At 71.1% G+C, this 19,750-nt stretch carries 17 protein-coding genes and 3 pseudogenes; 8 read left to right on the top strand and 12 right to left on the bottom strand.

Features of this window, described 5'->3' with window-relative positions:
* Positions 1–6: 6 nt before the first annotated feature.
* Positions 7–450: a helix-turn-helix domain-containing protein gene (locus tag OG435_RS40065; protein ID WP_266884881.1), complete on the bottom strand. Its 444-nt coding sequence runs from the start codon at positions 448–450 to the stop codon at positions 7–9.
* A 203-nt stretch (positions 451–653) separates the two neighbouring features.
* On the opposite strand from OG435_RS40065, the pseudogene OG435_RS40060 reads away from it, so the two are divergent.
* The 3 genes and pseudogenes from OG435_RS40060 to OG435_RS40050 all read left to right on the top strand — a co-directional run.
* Positions 654–1,294 (top strand): annotated as a pseudogene (locus OG435_RS40060) (MMPL family transporter); the annotation flags it as partial.
* A gap of 50 nt (positions 1,295–1,344) precedes the next feature.
* A complete protein-coding gene (locus OG435_RS40055; protein WP_266884879.1) occupies positions 1,345–1,785 on the top strand; it encodes an SRPBCC family protein in 441 nt (146 codons plus the stop codon).
* The gene (locus OG435_RS40050; protein ID WP_266884877.1) at positions 1,782–3,287 is read left to right on the top strand and encodes a cryptochrome/photolyase family protein; all 1,506 of its coding nucleotides are present in this window, start codon (positions 1,782–1,784) and stop codon (positions 3,285–3,287) included. The genes OG435_RS40055 and OG435_RS40050 overlap by 4 nt, the downstream gene beginning before the upstream one ends.
* 42 nt (positions 3,288–3,329) lie before the next feature.
* On the opposite strand, the gene OG435_RS40045 is transcribed toward OG435_RS40050, so the two are convergent.
* The gene (locus tag OG435_RS40045) at positions 3,330–4,574 is read right to left on the bottom strand and encodes an NAD(P)/FAD-dependent oxidoreductase (RefSeq protein WP_266884875.1); all 1,245 of its coding nucleotides are present in this window, start codon (positions 4,572–4,574) and stop codon (positions 3,330–3,332) included.
* A 593-nt stretch (positions 4,575–5,167) separates the two neighbouring features.
* On the opposite strand from OG435_RS40045, the gene OG435_RS40040 reads away from it, so the two are divergent.
* Positions 5,168–5,755: a MepB family protein gene (locus OG435_RS40040; protein ID WP_266884873.1), complete on the top strand. Its 588-nt coding sequence runs from the start codon at positions 5,168–5,170 to the stop codon at positions 5,753–5,755.
* A gap of 72 nt (positions 5,756–5,827) precedes the next feature.
* Complete coding sequence (locus tag OG435_RS40035) at positions 5,828–6,205, top strand: DUF4440 domain-containing protein (RefSeq protein WP_323188029.1); 378 nt, start codon at positions 5,828–5,830, stop codon at positions 6,203–6,205.
* A gap of 35 nt (positions 6,206–6,240) precedes the next feature.
* Here OG435_RS40035 and OG435_RS40030 read toward each other — a convergent pair whose 3' ends face one another.
* The 7 genes from OG435_RS40030 to OG435_RS40000 form a co-directional block, all read right to left on the bottom strand.
* On the bottom strand, positions 6,241–7,383 hold the full coding sequence (locus OG435_RS40030) for an agmatine deiminase family protein (protein ID WP_266884869.1): 1,143 nt from the start codon (positions 7,381–7,383) through the stop codon (positions 6,241–6,243).
* A 91-nt stretch (positions 7,384–7,474) separates the two neighbouring features.
* The gene (locus OG435_RS40025) at positions 7,475–8,314 is read right to left on the bottom strand and encodes an ABC transporter ATP-binding protein (protein ID WP_266884867.1); all 840 of its coding nucleotides are present in this window, start codon (positions 8,312–8,314) and stop codon (positions 7,475–7,477) included.
* Entirely contained in the window at positions 8,311–9,339 is a 1,029-nt protein-coding gene (locus OG435_RS40020; RefSeq protein ID WP_266884865.1) for an ABC transporter ATP-binding protein, read from the bottom strand. The genes OG435_RS40025 and OG435_RS40020 overlap by 4 nt, the downstream gene beginning before the upstream one ends.
* The gene (locus OG435_RS40015; RefSeq protein WP_266884863.1) at positions 9,336–10,190 is read right to left on the bottom strand and encodes an ABC transporter permease; all 855 of its coding nucleotides are present in this window, start codon (positions 10,188–10,190) and stop codon (positions 9,336–9,338) included. The genes OG435_RS40020 and OG435_RS40015 overlap by 4 nt, the downstream gene beginning before the upstream one ends.
* Positions 10,187–11,146 carry an ABC transporter permease gene (locus OG435_RS40010; RefSeq protein WP_266884861.1) on the bottom strand — a complete coding sequence of 320 codons (960 nt, stop codon included), beginning with the start codon at positions 11,144–11,146 and terminating at the stop codon, positions 10,187–10,189. The genes OG435_RS40015 and OG435_RS40010 overlap by 4 nt, the downstream gene beginning before the upstream one ends.
* On the bottom strand, positions 11,143–12,882 hold the full coding sequence (locus OG435_RS40005) for an ABC transporter substrate-binding protein (RefSeq protein ID WP_266884859.1): 1,740 nt from the start codon (positions 12,880–12,882) through the stop codon (positions 11,143–11,145). Before OG435_RS40005 ends, OG435_RS40010 begins: the two co-directional genes overlap by 4 nt.
* A gap of 114 nt (positions 12,883–12,996) precedes the next feature.
* Entirely contained in the window at positions 12,997–14,010 is a 1,014-nt protein-coding gene (locus tag OG435_RS40000; RefSeq protein WP_266884857.1) for an agmatine deiminase family protein, read from the bottom strand.
* Positions 14,011–14,253: 243 nt separating this feature from the next.
* Here OG435_RS40000 and OG435_RS39995 point away from each other — a divergent pair, with 243 nt between their 5' ends.
* Together OG435_RS39995 and OG435_RS39990 are read left to right on the top strand one after the other, a co-directional pair.
* On the top strand, positions 14,254–14,826 hold the full coding sequence (locus OG435_RS39995) for a TetR/AcrR family transcriptional regulator (protein ID WP_266884855.1): 573 nt from the start codon (positions 14,254–14,256) through the stop codon (positions 14,824–14,826).
* A gap of 51 nt (positions 14,827–14,877) precedes the next feature.
* On the top strand, positions 14,878–15,423 hold the full coding sequence (locus OG435_RS39990) for an N-acetyltransferase family protein (RefSeq protein WP_430625849.1): 546 nt from the start codon (positions 14,878–14,880) through the stop codon (positions 15,421–15,423).
* 14 nt (positions 15,424–15,437) lie between these two features.
* Here the strand turns inward: OG435_RS39990 and OG435_RS39985 are convergent.
* The 3 genes and pseudogenes from OG435_RS39985 to OG435_RS39975 all read right to left on the bottom strand — a co-directional run bounded on the left by OG435_RS39985 (position 15,438) and on the right by OG435_RS39975 (position 18,642).
* Positions 15,438–16,974: pseudogene (locus OG435_RS39985) on the bottom strand (urease subunit alpha).
* Positions 16,975–17,053: 79 nt separating this feature from the next.
* Positions 17,054–17,386, bottom strand: a pseudogene (locus OG435_RS39980) (urease subunit beta); the annotation flags it as partial.
* Positions 17,387–17,466: 80 nt separating this feature from the next.
* Complete coding sequence (locus OG435_RS39975) at positions 17,467–18,642, bottom strand: agmatine deiminase family protein (RefSeq protein ID WP_266884853.1); 1,176 nt, start codon at positions 18,640–18,642, stop codon at positions 17,467–17,469.
* Positions 18,643–18,851: 209 nt separating this feature from the next.
* On the opposite strand from OG435_RS39975, the gene OG435_RS39970 reads away from it, so the two are divergent.
* Positions 18,852–19,706, top strand: a complete 855-nt coding sequence (locus OG435_RS39970; protein ID WP_266886510.1) for a helix-turn-helix transcriptional regulator — start codon at positions 18,852–18,854, stop codon at positions 19,704–19,706.
* Positions 19,707–19,750: the final 44 nt, after the last annotated feature.

Genomic DNA, 19,750 nt, shown 5'->3' with positions numbered 1-19,750 from the left:
GGCCCGTCAGCCGGCCCAGCCCGGTAGCCAGGTGTCCAGGAGCACCAGCATCAGCACCCACCCCCCGAGCGCCACGGCCACCGCACCCACTCGGGGCGCCCAGCCGGCGTGCGGCGCAGTGGCCACCCCTCGCGCACGGATCTCCACCGCACCCGCCGGTGCCGGCCGTGCCGCCGCGCCCGACAGCACGGGCCGGGCTTCAGGTGCGGCGGATGCCGCCGCGTCCCGGGGAGCGGGCGAAGGAGCACCAGAGGGCTCCGGGCTGCGACTGGCCGGCAGAACCGGGGTGCGGGGCCGGATGTCGGCGCGTTGGGCAAGGCCCTGGAGGAAGCGGCGGTACGCCTCGCGGCGCGGGCCCCTGGGCTCGCTGCGCCCGGCCTCCCACGAGCGGACCGTGGCCGCCCGTACGCCGAAGGCCACCGCTACCTGCTGGGGCGTCAGATCCCACATTTCGCGGAGCCCGCGGCGTTCACTCGGAGCGGGGAGGGAAGGGCGGGCAGTGGCTCGGGTCGACTGCCGGGACAGCGTGTGCGAAGACGTCATACCGGTAGGACAATCCGTCCGCAGCTCCGTTACGGGTGCGGATCCGAGATCACCCGTTCGTCGGATCGGAGGGGGCGGCCGGTGGGCGCTCAGCGGCGCACGAGGGCGAGATCGGCGGCTACACGGCGCAGCAGTACGACACCGAGCGGACCGCGGCCCGAGACCGCATGGTCATCGTCCCCGTCGTCCTCGGCATCATCCTGCTCATCCTCGTCCTGCTCCTGCGGTCCCTGCTCATCCCGGTGCTGCTCGTGGCCACCGTCGCGCTGAACTTCCTCGCCACCCTGGGAGTGTCCGCACTCGTCTTCCGGCATCTGCTGGGCTTCAGCGGCACCGACGCCTCCGTCCCCTCTACGGATTCGTCTTCCTGGTGGCGCTCGGCGTCGACTACAACATCTTTCTGATGTCCCGCGTCAGGGAGGAGTCCCTCGTCCACGGCGTCCACCAAGGCGTGCTGCGCGGGCTGACCTCGACTGGCGGTGTCATCACCTCGGCCGGTGTGGTCCTCGCGGCCACCTTCGCCGCGCTCATGGTCATCCCCCTCGCCTTCCTCGTACAGATCGCCTTCATCGTCGCCTTCGGTGTCCTCCTGGACACCCTCGTCGTACGGTCCCTCCTGGTTCCGGCACTGGTGCTCGACATCGGCCCGCGCAGCTGGTGGCCCAGCACGTTGGCCCGCGGACCGCAGCCGGACCCAGCCGGGTCTCGCCGGCCGCATCCGACGCGGGACCGGAGAGCGAAGAGCTGGTGAAGCGCTCTGCGTGTCGACAGTCCTGACGGCGGTAGAAGGAGCGAGGAACAGTGATCACAGTGGAACGCAACGTCCTCGTCGGCATTCCGCTCGACGAGCTCGTCGCCTACCTGGCGGACTTCGGTCATGCCCAGGACTGGGACCCGGGCACGGTCCGGTGTGTGCGGATCGACGAAGGACCGCTCCGGCCGGGTGCCACCTGGCACAACACCTCCCGCTTTCGCGGGCGCACCACGCATCTGGTGTACCGCCTGGAGTCCGGGGAGTCGCACCAGCTCGTCTTCACCGGTGCGAACAAGACCGTAGAGGCCAGGGACGTCATGCGGTTCGAGTCGCGGTCGGCGGCCGTCACCCGGCTGACCTACACCGCTTCCCTGCGGTTCAAGGGCCTCGCGAGACTCGCCGAACCCTTCCTGCGGTCAGAGTTCGAGGTGCTCGCCGACAAGGTCGCGGAGCGACTGCCGTCCGCGGCCCGACGCCACCTCGCATGAGTTCAGTGCATTGGCTGTTCGGGGATCAGCTCGGCCCGCACTTCACCGCGACCGCCGGGGGCGGGACGCCGAGGAACGTCCAGTGGCTGCTGATCGAGTCTCTCGCCGTTCTGCGGCGGCGCCGGTTCCACCGGGCCAAGGCCCATCTGGTGCTCAGCGCCATGCGCCACCGGGCGGCAGATCTGGGTGAGCGAGCCCAGTACGTCACGGCGGAGACCTACCGGGAAGGGCTGTTGCGGACCGTCGGTGACGCACCCGTCTCCGTCCACCACCCCACGTCCCGTGCCGCCCTCGCGCTGGTGACGTCGCTGCCGCAGGTCACCGTGCACCCGGCCCGCGGCTTCCTGGTCGGACACCGGGAGTTCGCCGACTGGGCCGCGCGCCAGCAGGGCCGGCGGCTTCTGCAGGAGAACCTGTACCAGCACACCCGGCGCACCCACGACATCCTGATGGAAGGAGACGGGCCGGCGGGCGGACGGTGGAACCTGGACCACGACAACCGCGAGCCACCGCCCCGCGGCCGCACCACGCTCGGTGCGCCGCCTGCGTACCGGCCCCGTGAGGACGAGATCGACGAAGGGGTCCGGCACGACCTGGACCGCTGGGAACGGGAGAAGGGCATCACCTTCGTGGGGCGCGACGGCCCCCGTCTCTTTCCCGCGAGCCGCCGCGAGGCACTGGCCGCGCTCGACCACTTCATCAGCCACCGGCTCGCCGACTTCGGCGCGCACGAGGACGCCATGCTGGCCGCCGACCCCGTGATGAGCCACAGCCTGCTGTCCTCCTCCCTCAACCTCGGCCTCCTCGACCCGTGGGAGTGCGTGAGCCGGGCCGAGCAGGCCTACCGGGCCGGGCTCGTACCGCTCAACAGCGCCGAAGGCTTCATCCGGCAGGTCTGCGGCTGGCGCGAGTACGTGTGGAACCTCTACTGGCACCTCGGCGAGGACTACCGCAACCGCAACGAGCTGCGCCACACCACACCCGTCCCGACATGGTTCGCCGAACTGGACGCGGACGCCGTGGGGGCCCGCTGCCTTTCCACGGTGCTGGCGCAGGTACGGGACACGGGGTGGACGCACCACATCCCCCGCTTGATGGTCCTCGGCAGCCACGCCCTGCAGCGGGGCTGGGATCCGGCGCAGGTGACGGACTGGTTCCACCGGAGCTTCGTGGACGGCTACGACTGGGTGATGCTGCCCAATGTGGTGGGCATGTCCCAGTACGCGGACGGCGGGCTGATGACCACCAAGCCCTACACCTCGGGCGGCGCCTACATCCACCGGATGAGCGACCTGTGCGAGGGCTGCCGGTACCGCCCCACGGACCGCAGCGGCGAACGGGCCTGTCCCTACACCGTCGGCTACTGGTCCTTCCTCGATCGGCATCGCGCACGGCTGGAGGGCAATCCCCGCATGGCCCGAGCGGTGAAGGGCCTGGACCGGCTCGGCGACGTCGAGCAGGTCACCCGGGCACACCGCGCCGCCGGCGACACACCACCCTGAGTTCGTGCACCGTCCGGCGATGGGCAGTGCCCCCGGGCCTGGTTACCCGCGCAGGTCGGCCAGGACCTCTCGGGCGGCGCGTGTGCCGGAGGCCAGAGCGCCTTGGAGGGAGCCGGTCGCCCGGTGGTCGCCGCACACGTACCGGTGCGGGGCGAAGCGGGTGGTCCGGGAGAGCGGCAGCGGCGCGGGCATCGCCGGGAGGGCGTCGTGGACGGTCGTACGGTGGACGGGTTCCCACGTCTCGGTGTCCGTGGCGTACACCTCGGACAGGGCCGCGCGGATGGCCAGTTCGTCCGCGGGTCCGGGCGTTCCGAGAACCGATGTCGACACCAGAGCCCGACCGTCCTGGGAATAGCCGGCATGAACCTCGGTGAGGACGCAGGTGTTCAGGAAGCGGCGCTCGGTGTCGATGAGCAGGGTGGGCTCCGTCAACGGCGAGCGCTCAGCGGCGTGATAAAGGGTCGTGACCGTCCGGCCGCGGGGTACGGGCAGCCCGGGAAGGAGCCGGGCGGCAACAGCGTGTCCCGTGGCGACGACGACCGCGCGTGCGGGCAGCTCGCCGGAGCCGGCCAGCGACACGCCTTCTGCGGTGAGCGCGGTGACCGGGGTGTCGGTGTGCAGTACGCCGTCGGGGAGGCGTGCGGCCAGCTGGGCCGGTACGGCGCCGATTCCGCCGGCCGGCAAACACACGGTGCCACGCAGGAGCGTCCGCCAGACGAAGTGGAAGAACCTGGCCGAGGTCTCGAGCTGGTCCTCGAGGAAGACGCCGGACAGGAAGGGCCTGAAGAACGTCTCCACGAAGCGGGGCGAGAGCCCGGCAGCGGACAGCGCGGTGAGCGTAGTGGTGTCGGGACGGGCACGCAGGCGCGCCGGGGGTGTGAGCACGTCGCGGGCGGACAGCACGGAGAGGGCGGCGAGGTCCCGGCCCGAGGCGAGCCGGCCCGGGAGGAGGTCACCGCTGTCCTGGAGACGGCGGGTGGGGTCGGTGAACCGCAGCCGCCCTTCGGGGGTGTGCAGCAGGACCCCGGGAGTGAACGGCCGCAGGCGCAGGGAACGCAGGTCGAGGCGACGCTTGACCTGCGGATAGGCGGTGTTGAGGACCTGGAATCCCCGATCAAGGGTGAATCCATGGATCCGGTCGGTGCGCATCCGGCCACCTACGGCGTCGGAAGCCTCGAGCAGGCGGACCCGCAGCCCCGCGGCGACGAGGTCCGTCGCACATGCCAGCCCCGCGGCCCCCGCTCCGACGACGACCACTTCCGGGACCGGTCCGTCCCTCATCGACATCGCCGACGTCCTCTCGTGCGGGCATGGTGCGGGACTCGGAACGGTACGCGAGCCACGACTGCGAACCGGCAGAGGCGCGCGCGGACGAAGCCGACGGTCCGGCGACCCGGCGGAACAGCAGTGAGCCGCGTCGTCCGCGGAGCGGGTTCGCACTCAGCCGGTGGCGGGGGCCGCGGGCCGGGTGAGCTGCTCGAGGTAGGCGGGCAGGGGCACGCCCGGGGTGATGTCCTGCGCGGGGACCGGTGTGCCGCAGGTCCGGAGCAGCGGGATCCGGCCCGACCAGTGGGGGAGGCCCGCGTCCCGGGGTTCGTCGTCGGGGACCGGCCCAGGATCAGTCCGTCCAGGTGCGTGACGGTCACGCAGACGTGCAGGCCGCCGGCGTCCCCCTCGGGCCGGCCCGCGGCGGCCTCGGCCTGGCGCATCGGCCGGGAGTCCACCGAGCCGTGCAGCGCATCCGGCCGGGGATCGTCCGCTCGGTCGGCGCGTACGAGCCCGTGGGGGCGGCGGGACGGGCGGGTGTGCTGCTCACGGAACCTCCGTATGTGTGCCGGTTCGCCTCTTTCCGCCAGTAGAGCGCATGGCAAGGTAGCCCCATGATCAGACACCCCACCGGCCCGGTTGAGTGGCAGGACGCGGCCCAGGTCCACGGAGACCTCCGCGCGGCGAAGGAGCTCGTCTACGACCCCTGCGGGTTCGCCTGCTCGCGGCCGGTTCCCGAGGCCGAGGGCGCCGAGTACGCCGCCCACGCCTTCACGCTCGACGGACTCGCCGTCCAGTTCCGCGTGGCCAGGACGACACCCACCAGGACGGGGCAGTTCGTCACCGTGTGGAAGAGGTCCCCGGACGGGCCCATCCAGCCCTTCGACGTGGCCGACGCCGTCGACCTCTTCGTCGTCAGCTCCCGCGGCCGCGGCCACGGGGAGTTCGGGCAGTTCGTCCTGCCCAAGGACGTGCTCCGCCGGTACGGGGTCCTCTCGGTGAACGGCTCCGGCGGCAAGCGGGCCTTCCGCGTCCACCCGCCCTGGGTGAGCACCGCCAGCCGGTCGGCCGCCGCCGCGCAGGCCTGGCAGCTCGACCACTTCCTGCACCTTCCGGGGGACCCGCCCGTCGATCCGGTCCGCGCCCGCGCCCTCCACGGACCGGGGGTCGCCGGGCATTGCCCGGGTGGCGGGGGTGGGTGAAGATCGGGGCGCCGGAATCTTCTTCCTCAGGAGGGGTGCGTGTCCGAAGTAAAGGCCGAACTCGACCAGCTGATGCGGCTGTTCCTAGGCGCCTTCACCAACGCCGACGGCGCGCGGCCGGATCTGGGCGCCGTCCGTGAGGTGTTCATCCCCCAGGGGATCATCATAAAGAACGTCGGGGCCGAGCCCGTGATCTACGACCTCGACGGTTTCATCGAGCCGCGGGAGAAGATCCTCACCGACGGGACGCTGACGGAGTTCCGGGAGTGGGAGGTCGCCGAGCGGACCGAGATCTTCGGTTCGATCGCGCACCGGTTCAGCGAGTACCGCAAGTCCGGATACCTCGACGGAGCGTGGTTCGAGGGCACCGGCCACAAGACCACGCAGTACGTCCGGACCCCCGACGGCTGGCGGATGAGCGCGATGGCCTGGGACGACGTCGCCCCGTAGGGCCGCGGCCCCGTAGGACCGCGGCCCCGCCGGACCTACGCGACCGGCTGCTGCTGGGTCACGCAGTGGATGCCACCGCCGCCCGCGCCGAGGCTGTCGGTGTTCAGCTGTACGACGACCCGGCCGGGGAAGAGCTGCTGGAGGGTGGCCTTGGCCGCGGCGTCGGCCCGGGTGTCACCGAACTGCGAGGAGATCACCGCACCGTTGCACACGTAGTAATTGGCGTACGAGGCCACGAAGTCGGCGCTCGTGGAGCGGATCTTGTCGTAGTCGGGGCCCTGGAGCTTGGTGACCGCGATCGGGCCGCCCTGGGCGCTGGTGGAGGTGGACAGGATCTGGTACTGCTCGCGCGCGTCCTTGGCCCAGATGTCGTTGTCGGTCGCGAGCGGCATCTGGACCAGGGCCCTGCCCGCTTCGAGGAACCGGGACGTGGCGTCGACGTGGTCGTCGGTGATGTCCTGGCCGGAGATGCCCTTGAACCAGATCACCTTGGACGCGCCGTAGGCGGCGCACATGCCCGCCTCCAGCTGCGCCTGGCTCTTGTTGGGGTTGCGGTTGGAGTTGATGAGGGAGCTGCGCGTGGCCATGAGCGTGCCGGCGCCGTCCGTCTCCACCGAGCCGCCCTCGCCGACGAACGAGGTGGTGCTGAACGCCACCCCGGCGTAGGCGGCGACACGGCCCGCCACCAGGGCGTCCTTGGCGTGGCTCTGCTTGTTGCCCCAGCCGTTGAAGTTGGTGCCGAACGCGTCCAGGCCGCCCGCCCCGTTGGTGCGGAACACCGGGCCGGTGTCACGGATCCAGCAGTCGTCGACGGGGATCGAGCTGATGACGGTGACCGACGTCCCGCAGGCGCTCTTCGCCTTGGAGAGGCTCGCGGGGTTGGCGAGCATCACGACCGGTTCGTACTTCGCAATGGTCTTCGCGATGAGTGCGATGTTGGCCTGAACCCCCGCGAGCTTGTTGCCCCAGATGGAGGTCCGGTCGGGCCACGCCATCCAGGTCCGGGTGTGCCGGACGGTCTCGCACGGTACGGCGAAGGCCCCGGCGGCAGCGGCCGACGGCCGGCCGGCCGCGAAGGCCTGCCCGCCCACCGACGCCAGTGCGGCGCCCGCGGCGGTGAGGCCCGCCGCGGCCAGGAACCCTCGTCTGTCCAGCTTCCCTACTACGTGCTCGTTCATCTCTGATCTCCGATCAGTCTTGCCTGGATGGGTGATGAACCGCTGGGTGATGAACCGTCGGGCCGTGGGAACCGCCGTCCCCACGGCCCCCTTACAGCGCGCGACGTGCGGCGGCGATCCCCCGGGGGTCCCACCCCGGGCGGGGTACGGACTCCAGGAGCAGGCGCGTATAAGGGTGTTGGGGGTCGGCGAGGACCTCCTGTGTCGGGCCCGACTCGACGATCCGGCCGCTCCGCATGACGATCACGTCATCGGTCACGCAGCGCACGACGCCGAGGTCATGGGTGATGAACAGGTAGCCGATGCCGGTCTGTTCGCGGATGTCGAAGAGCAGGTTCAGGATCTGGGCCTGCACCGAGACGTCCAGGGCGGCCACCGCTTCGTCGAGGACGAGGACGGCCGGCTCGACCGCCAGCGCACGGGCGATGGCCACGCGCTGGCGCTGCCCTCCCGACAGCTGCCGGGGCAGTGCGTCCGCCTCGCGGGAACCGAGGCCGACCTGGTCGAGCAGTTCGGTGATCCGGCGCGCGTGGTCGGTGCCGGGGAAGTGCAGGGCGAGGGTCTCCCGCAGGGCCGCGCCCACGGAGGTGCGCGGGTCCAGGGACAGGAAGGGGTCCTGGAAGACCATCTGGACCTCACGGGCCCGGGCGAGCCGCCGCGTCTTGCCGCGCGCGTGGTCGCCCCGGTCGCGGCCGTGGATCAACACCCGCCCCTCGTCCGCGTGTTCCAGGCCGACCACGATGCGGGCCGTGGTCGTCTTGCCCGAGCCGGACTCGCCGACGATGCCCAGGGAGCCGCCCTCGGCCAGCCGGAACGACACGTCGTCCACGGCCCGGACGCTTCCGTAGGTCCGGTGCAGGCCCAGGACCTCCAGGACGGTCTTGGTCGCGGCGGCGGTGGTGCCGGCGCTCGTGCCAGTGGCGGTCATCATGGGTGGAGTTCCTTCCGCTGGGTCCCCGTCCGTTCCGGTTCCCGTCCCCGCTCCTGCTCGGCGATCAGCTCGCCGTGGTGGCAGGAGGCGAGCCGGTGCTCTTCGCCGGCCACCGGGAGCAGGGCCGGCGCCTCCCGGGTGCAGATGTCGGTCGCGAGCGCGCAGCGCGCGGCGAAGGGGCATCCGCTCAGCTCCTCCCGCAGGCTCGGCGGCCGCCCCTCGATCGCGGCGAGCCGCCCGCGGGGCGCGTCGAGGCGCGGGGTGGAGTTCAGCAGGGCCGCCGTGTACGGGTGCCGGGGCCGGGCGAACAGCTCGGCGGCCGGGCCCGATTCCACGATCCGGCCCGCGTACATCACGTACACCCGGTCGCTGATCGCGGCGGCGAGGCCGAGGTCGTGCGTGACGAACAGCAGCCCCGTTCCGAAGCGTTCGCGCAGCTCGCCGAGGAGCCCGATCACCTCGGCCTGGGTGCTGACGTCCAGTGCGGTGGTGGGTTCGTCGGCGAGGATCAGGGCGGGATCGCCCATCAGCGCGGCCGCGATCACGACCCGCTGCAGCATGCCGCCGGACAGCTGTCCGGGGTACTTGCGCAGCGCCCCCGCCGTGAGGCCGACGGCCTCCAGCATGGCCACCGCCCGGTCCTCGGCGGCCGCCTTGGACGCCTTGGCGTTCAGCCGCAGGCTCTCGGTGAGGAAGTCGCCGACCCGGCGCATCGGATTGACCGCCGCCCGGGGGTCCTGGAAGATCATGGCCGCCGTGCTGGTGCGCAGCACCCGCAACTGGCCCGGCGACATGGTGAGCACGTCGTCCCCGGCCACCCGCACCTCGCCTTCGGTACGGGCCCCTTCGGGGAGCAGTCCCAGCACGCTGCGCGAGGTCAGGCTCTTGCCCGAACCTGACTCGCCGACCAGGGCCACGGTCTCCCGTGGGCCGACGGCGAGCCCGACGCCGTCGAGGACGGGCCGGACGGCCCCCGGCAGGTGCAGCCGCAGGCCCTCGATCTCAAGGGTGTTGATCTGGCTCATCGCGCCCTCCTGGCTACCTTGTCGGCCCAGGCCTCGCCGACGACGTTGAAGGCGACCACGGTCAGCATGATGGCCACGCACGGCACGATCGCGGAGAGCGGATAGCCGGCCTGGATGGCTGCGTTGCCGTCGAAGACCATGCGGCCCCAGTCGGGGGTCAGGGCCGGTACGCCCAGCCCGAGGAAGGCGAGGCCGGCCAGGTCGATCAGGGCGTAGCCGAAGTTGATCGCGGACTGCGCGAGGACGACGGGCATGACGGCGGGGACCACGTGGCGCAGGCAGATCTGCGCCCCGGAGTGTCCTTGCACCTGGTACGCCTCCACGTACGCGCGGGCGCGCTCGGCCAGCACGAGGGAGCGGGTCAGCCGGCTGACGTAGGGCAGGTAGGCGATGGCCAGGGCAATGACGGGGGCCAGCAGGCCCTCGCCGTAGACCGAGACGATCAGGATGGCCAGCAGCATGCCGGGGAAGGCGAAGACCAGCTCGGTGCTGCGGGAGAGCACCGAGTCCAGCCAGCCGCCCCGCCAGGCGGCGGCGGTGCCGATCGCCACGCCGGCCACGGTGGAGAAGGTGACCACGCCGAGCGGGCCGAGGAGCGAGGTGTGGGCGCCCAGGACCAGCCGGGAGAAGGTGTCGCGCCCGGAGGCGTCGACGCCCAGGAGGTGATCGGCCGAAGGGCCCGCGAGGGCGTTGGCCAGGTCGACGGAGTTGGGATCGTAGGGCGCGATCCAGGGGGCGAGCACCGCGACGAGCACGACGAAGGCGACGAAGCCCGTACAGAACAGGGAGAGGGGGGCGCGGGGAGTCCGGAGCCGGGCGAGGCCCGGCCGGCGCACCAGGACGGAGCTCACGAGGCCTTCTTCGCGGGGCCGAGGGTGACCCGGGGGTCGACCAGTGGATGGAGCAGGTCGACGACGAGGTTCACCGTCATGAACAGCGCGACCATGATGAGGGAGATGGCCTGCACGGTGGGGAAGTCCTTGGTGGTGGTGGAGAGTTCGAGGAGCTGCCCGATGCCGCCCACGCTGAACGCGGACTCCACCAGGATGGTGCAGACCAGCAGGGTGGAGACGATGAGGCCGCCGGTGGTGAGCACGGTGCCCAGCGAGTTGCGGAAGACGTGGCGCCGGATGACCTGGCGCGCGGACACGCCGCGGCTGCGGGCGACCGTGACGTGCTCCTGGCCGAGGACCTCCAGCATCGAGGCCCGGGTGACGCGGGCGAGCATGCCGATCAGGTAGAGGGCCAGCGCGATGGCGGGCAGCGTCAGGTGCCACAGCATCGAGGCGAACCCTTCGCCGGCCCCGCCGGTGGGGAACCAGCCCAGCCGTACCGCGAACAGGCCCTGCAGCAGGACCGCCGCGACGAACGACGGGGTGCCGATGGCGACGGTGGTCGTCACCAGGATCGTGGAGTCGGCCTTCCCGCCGCGGACGGCGCCGACCCAGCCCAGGAGCAGCCCGAACACGAGGACCAGGGCGAGCGCCATCGAGATCAGCATCAGGGTGTTGGGCAGCCGGTCCGCGAGCAGCCGCGACACGTCGGTGCGGTAGGTGATCGAGCGGCCGAAGTCGCCCTGCACCACCTGGCCGAGCCAGTTCAGGTACCGCACCGCGAAGGGGTCGTCCAGGTGGTAGTGCTCGTTGATCGCCTGCAGTGCCTCCTGGGAGGCCGAGCGGCCGCCCAGGAGGAAGCTCGCCGGATTGCCCGGAGCCAGGTACAGAGCGCCGAAGATCACGAAGGAGGCGCCGAGCAGGGTGGCGGCCATTTCGGCCAGCCGCCGTACGGCGAAGCGCAGGAAACTCATCGCGCGGCCGCCCCGACGTCTGCGGCCCACGGGTAGTAGAGGTAGGAGATGGTGGTCGGGGCGCCGGTGATCCGCTTGTTCAGGAAGACCGCGGTCGGCCATTCGGCGACCGGGATCCACAGGACCTGGTCGGAGGCCTTCTTCTGGAGTTCGGCGGCCGCCGAGAAGCGCTTGGCCGGGTCGTACTCGGCGCGGGCCTTGTCGGCCAGGGCGTCGTAGGACTCGTCGCTGTAGCCGGCGTAGTTCTGGTAGGCCCCGGTCTGGAAGTTGCTCAGCATGTCCATCGGGTCGGTGATGGAGTCGTAGTACGTCTCCGGGAACATGTCGATGCCCTCGCGCGCGGCGGGATCGGTGAACAGCGAGGTGAAGGCGTTGGGGGCGATGGTCTTCAGCTGGATCTTCAGGCCGATCCTGGTGCCGGCGTCCTGGATCGCGGTGGCCAGCACCGAGACGTCCTGGCCGATGGAACTGGTGGCCACGGTCAGGGTCTTGCCGGTGGCGCCGGCCTCCTCGATCATCCGCTTGGCCGCCTCGATGTTCTGATCGGGGGAGGGCAGGGTGTCGAAGGCGGACGCGCGGACGGCGGCGGGCGCGCCGGCCCAGATCGCCTTGGTGGTCAGCGCGCTGGTGACGGTGCCCGCGCCGCCCAGGCCCGCCTTGACGAAGCCGCGGCGGTCCAGGGCCAGGGACAGGGCCCGGCGGACGCGGACGTCACCGAGCGCGCCCTTCATGCTCGTCACGTTGACGTTGACGGTGCTGAGGCCCTCGCCGAAGTAGAGCGTGCCGGCGCCGCTCGCGCGCAGCCGGTCGTAGCTCTCGGTGGGGATCAGGTAGCCGCCGTCGGCCTCGCCGCTCAGCAGGGCGTTCGTACGGGCGTTGGGGTCGGTGAGGAAGGTGAAGACCGCCTTCGCGGACTTGGCCTTGGTGCCCCAGTAGCCGTCGAAGCGCTGGAGCTCGATCGACTGGCCCTTGTTCCAGGTGCCCAGCTTGAAGGGGCCGGTGCAGTCCAGGCTGCCGGAGGTGCCGTAGTCCTCGCCCGCCTTCTCGACCCCGGCCTTGGAGGCCACGACGCCGGCGGCGGTCGCCATGTACTGGGGGAACTGCGAGTCGGGCTGCTTCAGCTTGACGGTCACCTGGAGCGGGCCGGTCTTGGTGACGGTCTCGACGTTGGAGAAGTTGCTGTTCCAGGCGGCCCCGTTCTCCGGGTCCAGCTGCCGGCCCAGGCTGAAGACCACGTCGTCGGCGGTCATCGTGCCGCCGTCGTGGAAGCGCACGCCCGCGCGCAGGTCGTAGACCCAGGTCAGGTCATTGGGCTGGGTGGCCTTCTCGGCGAGCCCCGGAGCCATGGTGAGCTGCGGGGTCCACCGCATCAGGCTTTCGCAGACGTTCGACAGGATCGTGTTGGCCGGGTAGTCGAAGGCCGAGATGTAGTCCAGCGTCGGCGGTTCCGCGTACACGGCCCAGGTGAACGAGTCGATCCCGCCCGCGGCGGCGGGGGTGCCGGCGGACAGCTTGAAGGCCGTTTCCTTCCCGCTCCCGCCGCCCTTGGGCGGGCCGGAACAGGCGGCGACCAGACCGAGGGCGGCCAGTGCGGCGACGGGCGGCGCGTACCGGCGGAGGGCGGACGGGCGGCCGGCGGAGACGGGACCGGTGGCGGCGGGAACGGTGGCCGCTTCGTCGGCGGCGGTGTGGCCGCCGGACCTGGCGGCTCTGGACCAGGGAAGGGATCTGGACATCGGTGCTCTCTCTTCCATGCGGGGCGGGGAGGTACGGGCAGGCGGCGAGCGGGTCGAGGAGGGGAGGCTCGGGAGCGGGCCGCCGGCCCGGGCACGGCGAAGGGGGCGAGCCGGTCAGACGGTGCGGCCGGCCGCGGGGATCTGCTGGGTGATGCAGTGCACGCCGCCACCGCCGTACGCGATCACGCGCGAGCGGACTCCGACGACCTTGCGGCCGGGCAGCGCGGACGCGATGACGGCGAGCGCGCCCTCGTCCTCGCTGGTGCCGGCGACCGGGACGACGACCCCGCCGTTGGCGATGTAGAAGTTCAGGTAACCGACCTCGGTCTCCTTGCCGTCGACCTCGACGAGGTTGCTCTGCGGCAGGTCGATGATCGTGAAGGGGCGGCCCGCGGCGTCGGTGGACCCCTCCAGGACGGCGCGGTTGACGCGCATGCGCTCGAAGTCGGGGTGCGCGGGGTCGCTCGGGAGCTGGACGACGACGGTGGCGGGGGCGACGAAGGCGCAGACGCCGTCGACGTGCCCGTCGGTCTCGGTGTCCAGCAGACCGCCGTACGGCAGCCAGATCACCTTGGTGACACCGAGGCGGGCGATCAGCTCGGCCTCGATCTCCGCCTTGGTCATGTCCGGGTTGCGGTTCGGGTGCAGCAGGCACTGCTCGGTGGTGATCAGCGTGCCCTCGCCGTCGACCGTGATCGCGCCGCCTTCGAGGATCATCCGGGAGTCGACGCGGTCCACCTCCAGATGCGCCAGCAGGGCCGCGGCGATCTTGTCGTCGGTGTCGTAGGGGAAGTGCTTGCCGCCCCAGGCGTTGAAGCGGAAGTCCACGCCCGCCCGCCGGCCGTCCTCTCCGAGCACGAAGATCGGCCCGGAATCCCGGAACCAGGAGTCGTCGATCGGGAGCTCGATCACCTCGACGCCCTCGCCGCACAGCGCGCGGGCCTCGTCACCGCTGCCGGGCAGGGCGACCATGGTGACCGGTTCGAAGGCGGCGATCGCGTTGGCCACGTGGGCGTACTCGACCTTCACCTCGTCGAAGACCTCGCCCCACAGCTCCTGCCGGGTCGGCCACGCCATCAGGCAACCCTCGTGGTCCGTCCACTCGGCCGGCATACGGAAAGTCGTCATGATCCACTCCTGTTTGAAAATTCAGTCAGTATTCGTAAGAGGTGCCCGCATCCTCCAACGAACTGAAAATTCAGTCAATGGTTCTGGCCAAGCTGATGCGGAATCGGTCACGCTGCGTATCGAACGCGGTGCGGGAGGGGCCCTGAATCGGCATGATCACGGCGGAACCACCGGAAACGGGTGCCTGATGTTACGGTCAGGAAAAGCCCCAGGTGACGGAGTCGACGGGTAGAGTGACCCTTCGTGTCAGACCGTCGAACGGAAATACTCAGAGCCGCCACGCGAGTGATCGCGCGACGCGGCGTGCGCGGGCTCCGGGTGGGGGAGCTCGCCGCCGAAGCGGGCGTGTCCACCTCGCTGATCTACTACCACTTCACCGACCGCGCCGGGATCCTGCGCCGCACGCTGGAGTTCATCAGCGACCGCGCCGATCGCTACACGGCCGAACGCGAGGACGGCTCGGACGATCCGGAGAGCCCCCGCGACGAACTGAAGCGGACCCTGCTCCTCGAACTCCAGGAGACCCCGGAGGTACGGGAGAACAGCACCGCCTGGGGCGAGCTGAGGGCCAGCGCCGTTTTCGATCCCGACCTGCGCGAGGACGTGGCCAAGGCCACGCACAGCTGGGTCCACGAGATCTCCTACCTCCTCGCCCAGGCCCGCCCCACCGGCACGGCCCCCGAGCACGCGGCCGCCGCCGAGCGCCTGACGGCCCTCCTCGAAGGCCTCAGCGTCCGGTGGCTGAGCGGCTCGCTGCCCCTGGACCACGCGCGGCGGCTGATGGCCGACGCGATCGACGGGGAGCTGGCGGCCTAGGCTGCGGTCATGGATCGGGAAACGGGCGGCGCGGCCGCCGAAGCGGTGGTCATGGACGTCCTGGAGCTGGTGTCCGACCCGTGGCGGGCGGCCCGGTTCGCCGGGGAGGCGCACAGGATCCTGGCCGAGCTCGTGGCCGGGGGAGCCGCGCTGGGCTGGGTCGAACCGCCCGGGGCGGACGAGGTGGCACGGCTGCTCGACGCTGTCGTCGACGCCGTACGGGCCGGGGACGCGGCCCTGCGCGGCGCCTACCTCGGGGACCGGCTCGTCGGGCTCGGCTACTGGCAGCGCTACGCCCGCCCGACCCACCGGCCGCACGCCGACCTGGAGAAGCTCGCCGTCGCCGCCGGGGCCCACGGGCTCGGGCTCGGCTGGGCGCTGACCGCCGCCCTCGTCGAGGACGCCCGCCGGGCAGGGATCGAGGTCCTCACGCTGGACGCGCGGGGCGACAACACCCGGGCCCTGCGGCTCTACGCCTCCCTGGGCTTCACCGAGTACGGGCGGCTGCCCCGCTTCGTCGCCGTCGGCGAACGCCGCTACGACAAGGTGTTCTGCATGCTGGACTTCCGCACGCCCGCCCCGGTGGAGACGGCCTAGAGGGACTGGACGGCCTAGAGGAAGTAGAGCCGGCCCAGCGAGATGGAGTCGGCCGGCTCGGAGACCAGGGGCTCCCCGTCGAGCGACACCAGTCCCGTGCCGGGGTGGACGTCGACGCTGCCCGTACGGCTGTTGCGGAGCATGTGCTTCGACCCGATGCCCCGGGTCCCGCGCACCGCCACGCGGCGGCGCCGGTGACCCCGTACGCCGGGAAGTCGCCCTTCAGTACCAGTTGGGGCTTGGCGCCGAAGTACTCCGGCCACCACAGCACCAGGTCCGCGAGCTTGCCGACCTCGATGGAGCCGACCTCGTGGGCCAGGCCGTGGGCGATCGCCGGGTTGATGGTCAGCTTGGCCATGTAGCGCAGGACGCGCTCGTTGTCGTCGCCGCTCTCCGCGGTGCCGTAGGGGCCCTCGCCGTCCAGCGGGCCCAGCTCGGCCTTCATCTTTCCGGCCATGGCGAAGGTGCGGCGTACGTTCTCGCCCGCGCGGCCCATGCCCTGGGCGTCGGAGGGGTGATGCCGATGACCCCGAGGTCGTGCAGGAGGTCCTCGGCCCCCGTCGTCCCGGCGCGGATCCGGTCGCGGGCCATGGAGGCGTCGCCGGGCAGGTCGACCTTCAGGTCGTGAGCCGAGACGATCATGCCGAAGTGCCCGCCCAGGGCGTCGCGGCCGAAGGGCAGGGTGGGGTTCGTCGAGGAGCCGATGACGTTCCCGACGCCCGCCATCTTCAGGTCGTTGGGGACGTGTCCGCCGCCGCAGCCCTCGATGTGGAAGGCGTGGATGGTCCGGCCGTCCAGCACTCGCAGGGTGTCCTAGGCGGAGAGGCACTCGTTCAACCCGTCCGTGTGCAGGGCGACTTGTACGTCGTGTTCCTCGGCCACCCGCAGGGCGGTGTCCAGGGCTCGGGTGTGCGCGCCCATGTCCTCGTGGACCTTGAAGCCGCTCGCGCCGGCCTCGGCCAGGGCCTCGATCAGCGGGGCCGGGTCCGAGGAGGAACCGCGGGCCAGGAAGCCGATGTTGACGGGCCAGGCGTCGAAGGCGTTGAAGGCGTGCTTCAGCGCCCACGGCGAGTTGACGCCGACCGCCCAGACGGGGCCTAACTCCTGCCCGATGATCGTGGTGACCCCGGAGGCCAGGGAAGCCTCCATGATCCGCGGGGAGAGCAGGTGGACATGAGTGTCGACGGCGCCCGCCGTGACGATCATGCCTTCGCCGGAGACGATGGTCGTCCCCGTGCCGACCACGACGTCGACGCGGTCGAGGGTGTCGGGGTTGCCGGCCCGGCCCAAGGCGTGGATGCGCCCTTCGCGGATGCCGATGCTGGTCTTGCGGATGCCGAGGACGGCGTCGATGACCAGGGTGTTGCCGATGACGATGTCGCAGGTGTCGCGGACGGCGGCGGCCTTCAGGTGCAGGCCTTCGTGTGCCGTCTTGCCGAACCCGGCCAGGAACTCGTCCCCGGGCTTCTGCGAATCGGACTCCACGCGGACGATGAGCCCGGATTCGCCGAGCCGGATCCGGTCGCCGGCCCGGGGGCCGTGGACGGCCATGTGTCGTGCGGGTCGGTGCTGTCCGCCGGGGCGGCGCCCGGGCGGCCGTGGCAGCCCGCGGAGTCGAAGACGCTGCCGCTCATGCCTGTTCCTGTCTTTGCGCGTGGTCCTCTTCCTCGTACGAGGTGAGGTATCCCGTGGCCCGGGCCTTGGCCAGGGCCGCCTCGCGCGCCCCGCCGATGGGCAGCAGCTCCACCACGACGGTGGCCCCGCCGTCGAAGCGGACCGAGGAGCCGGCCGGTACGGCGAGCCGGGTGCCGTAGGCGGCGGCGCGGTCGAAGATGAGGCGCGGGTTCGACTCGAAGAAGTGGAAGTGCGAGGTGACGCTGATGGGCACGCTCGACGTGTTCCGTACGGCGACCCGCACCGTCGGGGTGGTGGGCGCGTAGCCCTCGCCGCCCCCGGGCAGCACCTCGGCCGCACTGAGCACGTGACGGCCCGTCTCGGTGTAATGCCGGTGCCGGTGTCGGCCGGCACCGGCACCGGCGGGTTCTACGGGCGCGGTTCGGCCATCGTGGAGCAGTGGATGCCGCCGCCTCCGGCCATCAGCCGGTCGACGTCGAGCTGCACCACGGTCCGGCCGGGGAAGGCGGCCGCCAGGGCCCGCTTCGCCGCCGCGTCCTTCGTGGAGTCCCCGAACTGGGCGGTGATGACGGCCCCGTTGACCACGTGGAAGTTCATGTACGAGTCGACGAAGTCGGGGTTCTTCGAGCGGGTGGTGTCGGGACCGTCGACCTTGATGACGGTCAGCCGCCGGCCCCGGGCGTCCGTGGCCGCGGAGAGGATCGAGAACTGCTCGCGGGCATCGCGCGCCCAGATGTCGTCCCGGCCCGCCGGAGGCACCTGGACCATGACCACACCGGGACGGATGAAGCGCGAGGTGACGTCGATGTGGTCGTCGGTGATGTCCTTGCCCTTGATGCCCGGCACCCAGATCATCTTGTCGGCCCCGTACGCGTGCAGCACGGCGTCCTCGACCTCGGCACGGCTCCAGCCCGGGTTCCTGTTCTTGTTGACGAGGCTGCTCTCCGTGGCCATGACGGTTCCGTCACCGTCGGTCTCGATCGACCCGCCCTCGCCGACGAAGTCGGTCTTGCTGAAGGGGAGATGGGTTTCGTACGCGACGCTCTCCGCGACGTGGCGGTCGTAGGAGTGGGCCTGCTTGTTGCCCCAGCCGTTGAAGTTCAGGCCGATCGCGTCGAGGCCGCCGAGGCCGTCCCGGCGGAAGACGGGCGCGATGTCGCGCATCCAGAGGTCGTCGGTGCCGATGGAGGTGGTCACGGTCACGCCCGGGCCGCACCAGGAGCGGGCGGTGGCGGCCGTGTACGCGTCCGGGGCGCACATGGTGACGGGCTCGTAGCGCGCGATCGTCTTCGCGATCAGCGCGATGTCCTCCTGGACCCCGGTCAGCGCACGGCCGCCCCAGATGGACGAGCGCGAGGGCCAGGACATCCAGGTACGGGTGTGGGGGACGTCGTCGATGTCCACCCGCCAGCGCTGCACCCCCGCGCTCGGCGCCCGGACCGCCCCCGGGACCGCGGCGGCCGCGGTCCCGAGCGCGACGCCCGCCGCTCCGAGTCCGGCGGCGCCCAGGACGATCCTGCGGGAGGGGGAGGAGCCGAGGAGCCGCCCGAAGAGGGAACGGCTGTCGTCGCGGGAGTCGTGCATCGAGGGGCCTCCGGGTCAGATGAGGGGGCGGGCCGGGAGCGGCCACGGCCAGAACTCTGTCATTGACTGAAAATTCAGTCAAGATTCCACGGACAGGCGGCCGCCTGCGGGGTGCTGCCCTTGTACCTGCTGCCGGCCTGCGGGCTCGGCTCACTGGGGAGCAGGTGGTGGCGACTGGCGCTGGCGCGGTGCTGGGGCATGCTGAAGGTATGTGCGCAGCCAGACCCCCGCATGACGTCCGGCGGATCGAGTTGGCCACCTTTCTTCGCCGTCGGCGTGAGGGCATCGCCCCCGAGGAGGTCGGCTTGGTGCGGGGAGGGCGTAGACGAACCCCGGGCCTTCGCCGCGAAGAGGTCGCGCATCTCGCGTCGGTGGGGGTGACGTGGTACACGTGGCTGGAGCAGGGGCGTGAGATACAGGCGTCGGCACAGGTGATGGACGCCCTTGCCAGGGCTCTCCGGCTCGACGGTATCGAGCGGGCGCATCTGTTCTCACTGGCAGGCATGCAGGACCCGGCCCCGAACCTTTCGCGGCCCCCTGTCACACCCACGGTGCGTCGCATGCTTGACGAGCTCGCGCCGATACCTGCGTGTGTGCAGAACAGCCGATATGACATGATCGCATACAATTCGACCTACAGTCGCTTGTACTGTGATTTGAATGAAAGGCCTGCCGAAGACCGAAATTTCATGTGGCTTGTATTCACAGATGAGGATTGGCAGGCTGCGGATGGCGACCTGCCGCGCGCACTTCGGGGGGCAGCGGCGAGGTTTCGGTCGGCGATGGCTGAACACCTGACGGAGCCGGGATGGCAAGAACTGCACGCTCGCCTCGCAGAGGCGTCGCCAAGGTTCAGGGAACTGTGGGAACACCACGAGGTGTTCGGTCAAGAGCCCAGGGTCAAGCACATCCACAATGCTCACGTCGGCTTGCTCCACATGGAAATTCTCTGGCTGCGGCTCCAAGCGGGAACCGATGCGCATATGGTGCTGCACATACCGCTCGACAATGAGACACGAAATCGTCTCGCGCGACTCGAAGAGCTGGGCGGGGCTGATTCGTAGAAAGGCCTCGGCGGCCGCCCACACCTGCCCCTGCGGCAGGCCGG

It is taken from the genome of Streptomyces sp. NBC_01264 (genome assembly GCF_026340675.1).
Classification (GTDB): domain Bacteria; phylum Actinomycetota; class Actinomycetes; order Streptomycetales; family Streptomycetaceae; genus Streptomyces.
The sequence above is the reverse complement of the archived record's forward strand: the minus strand, read 5'-3'. Positions and strand labels throughout refer to the sequence as shown.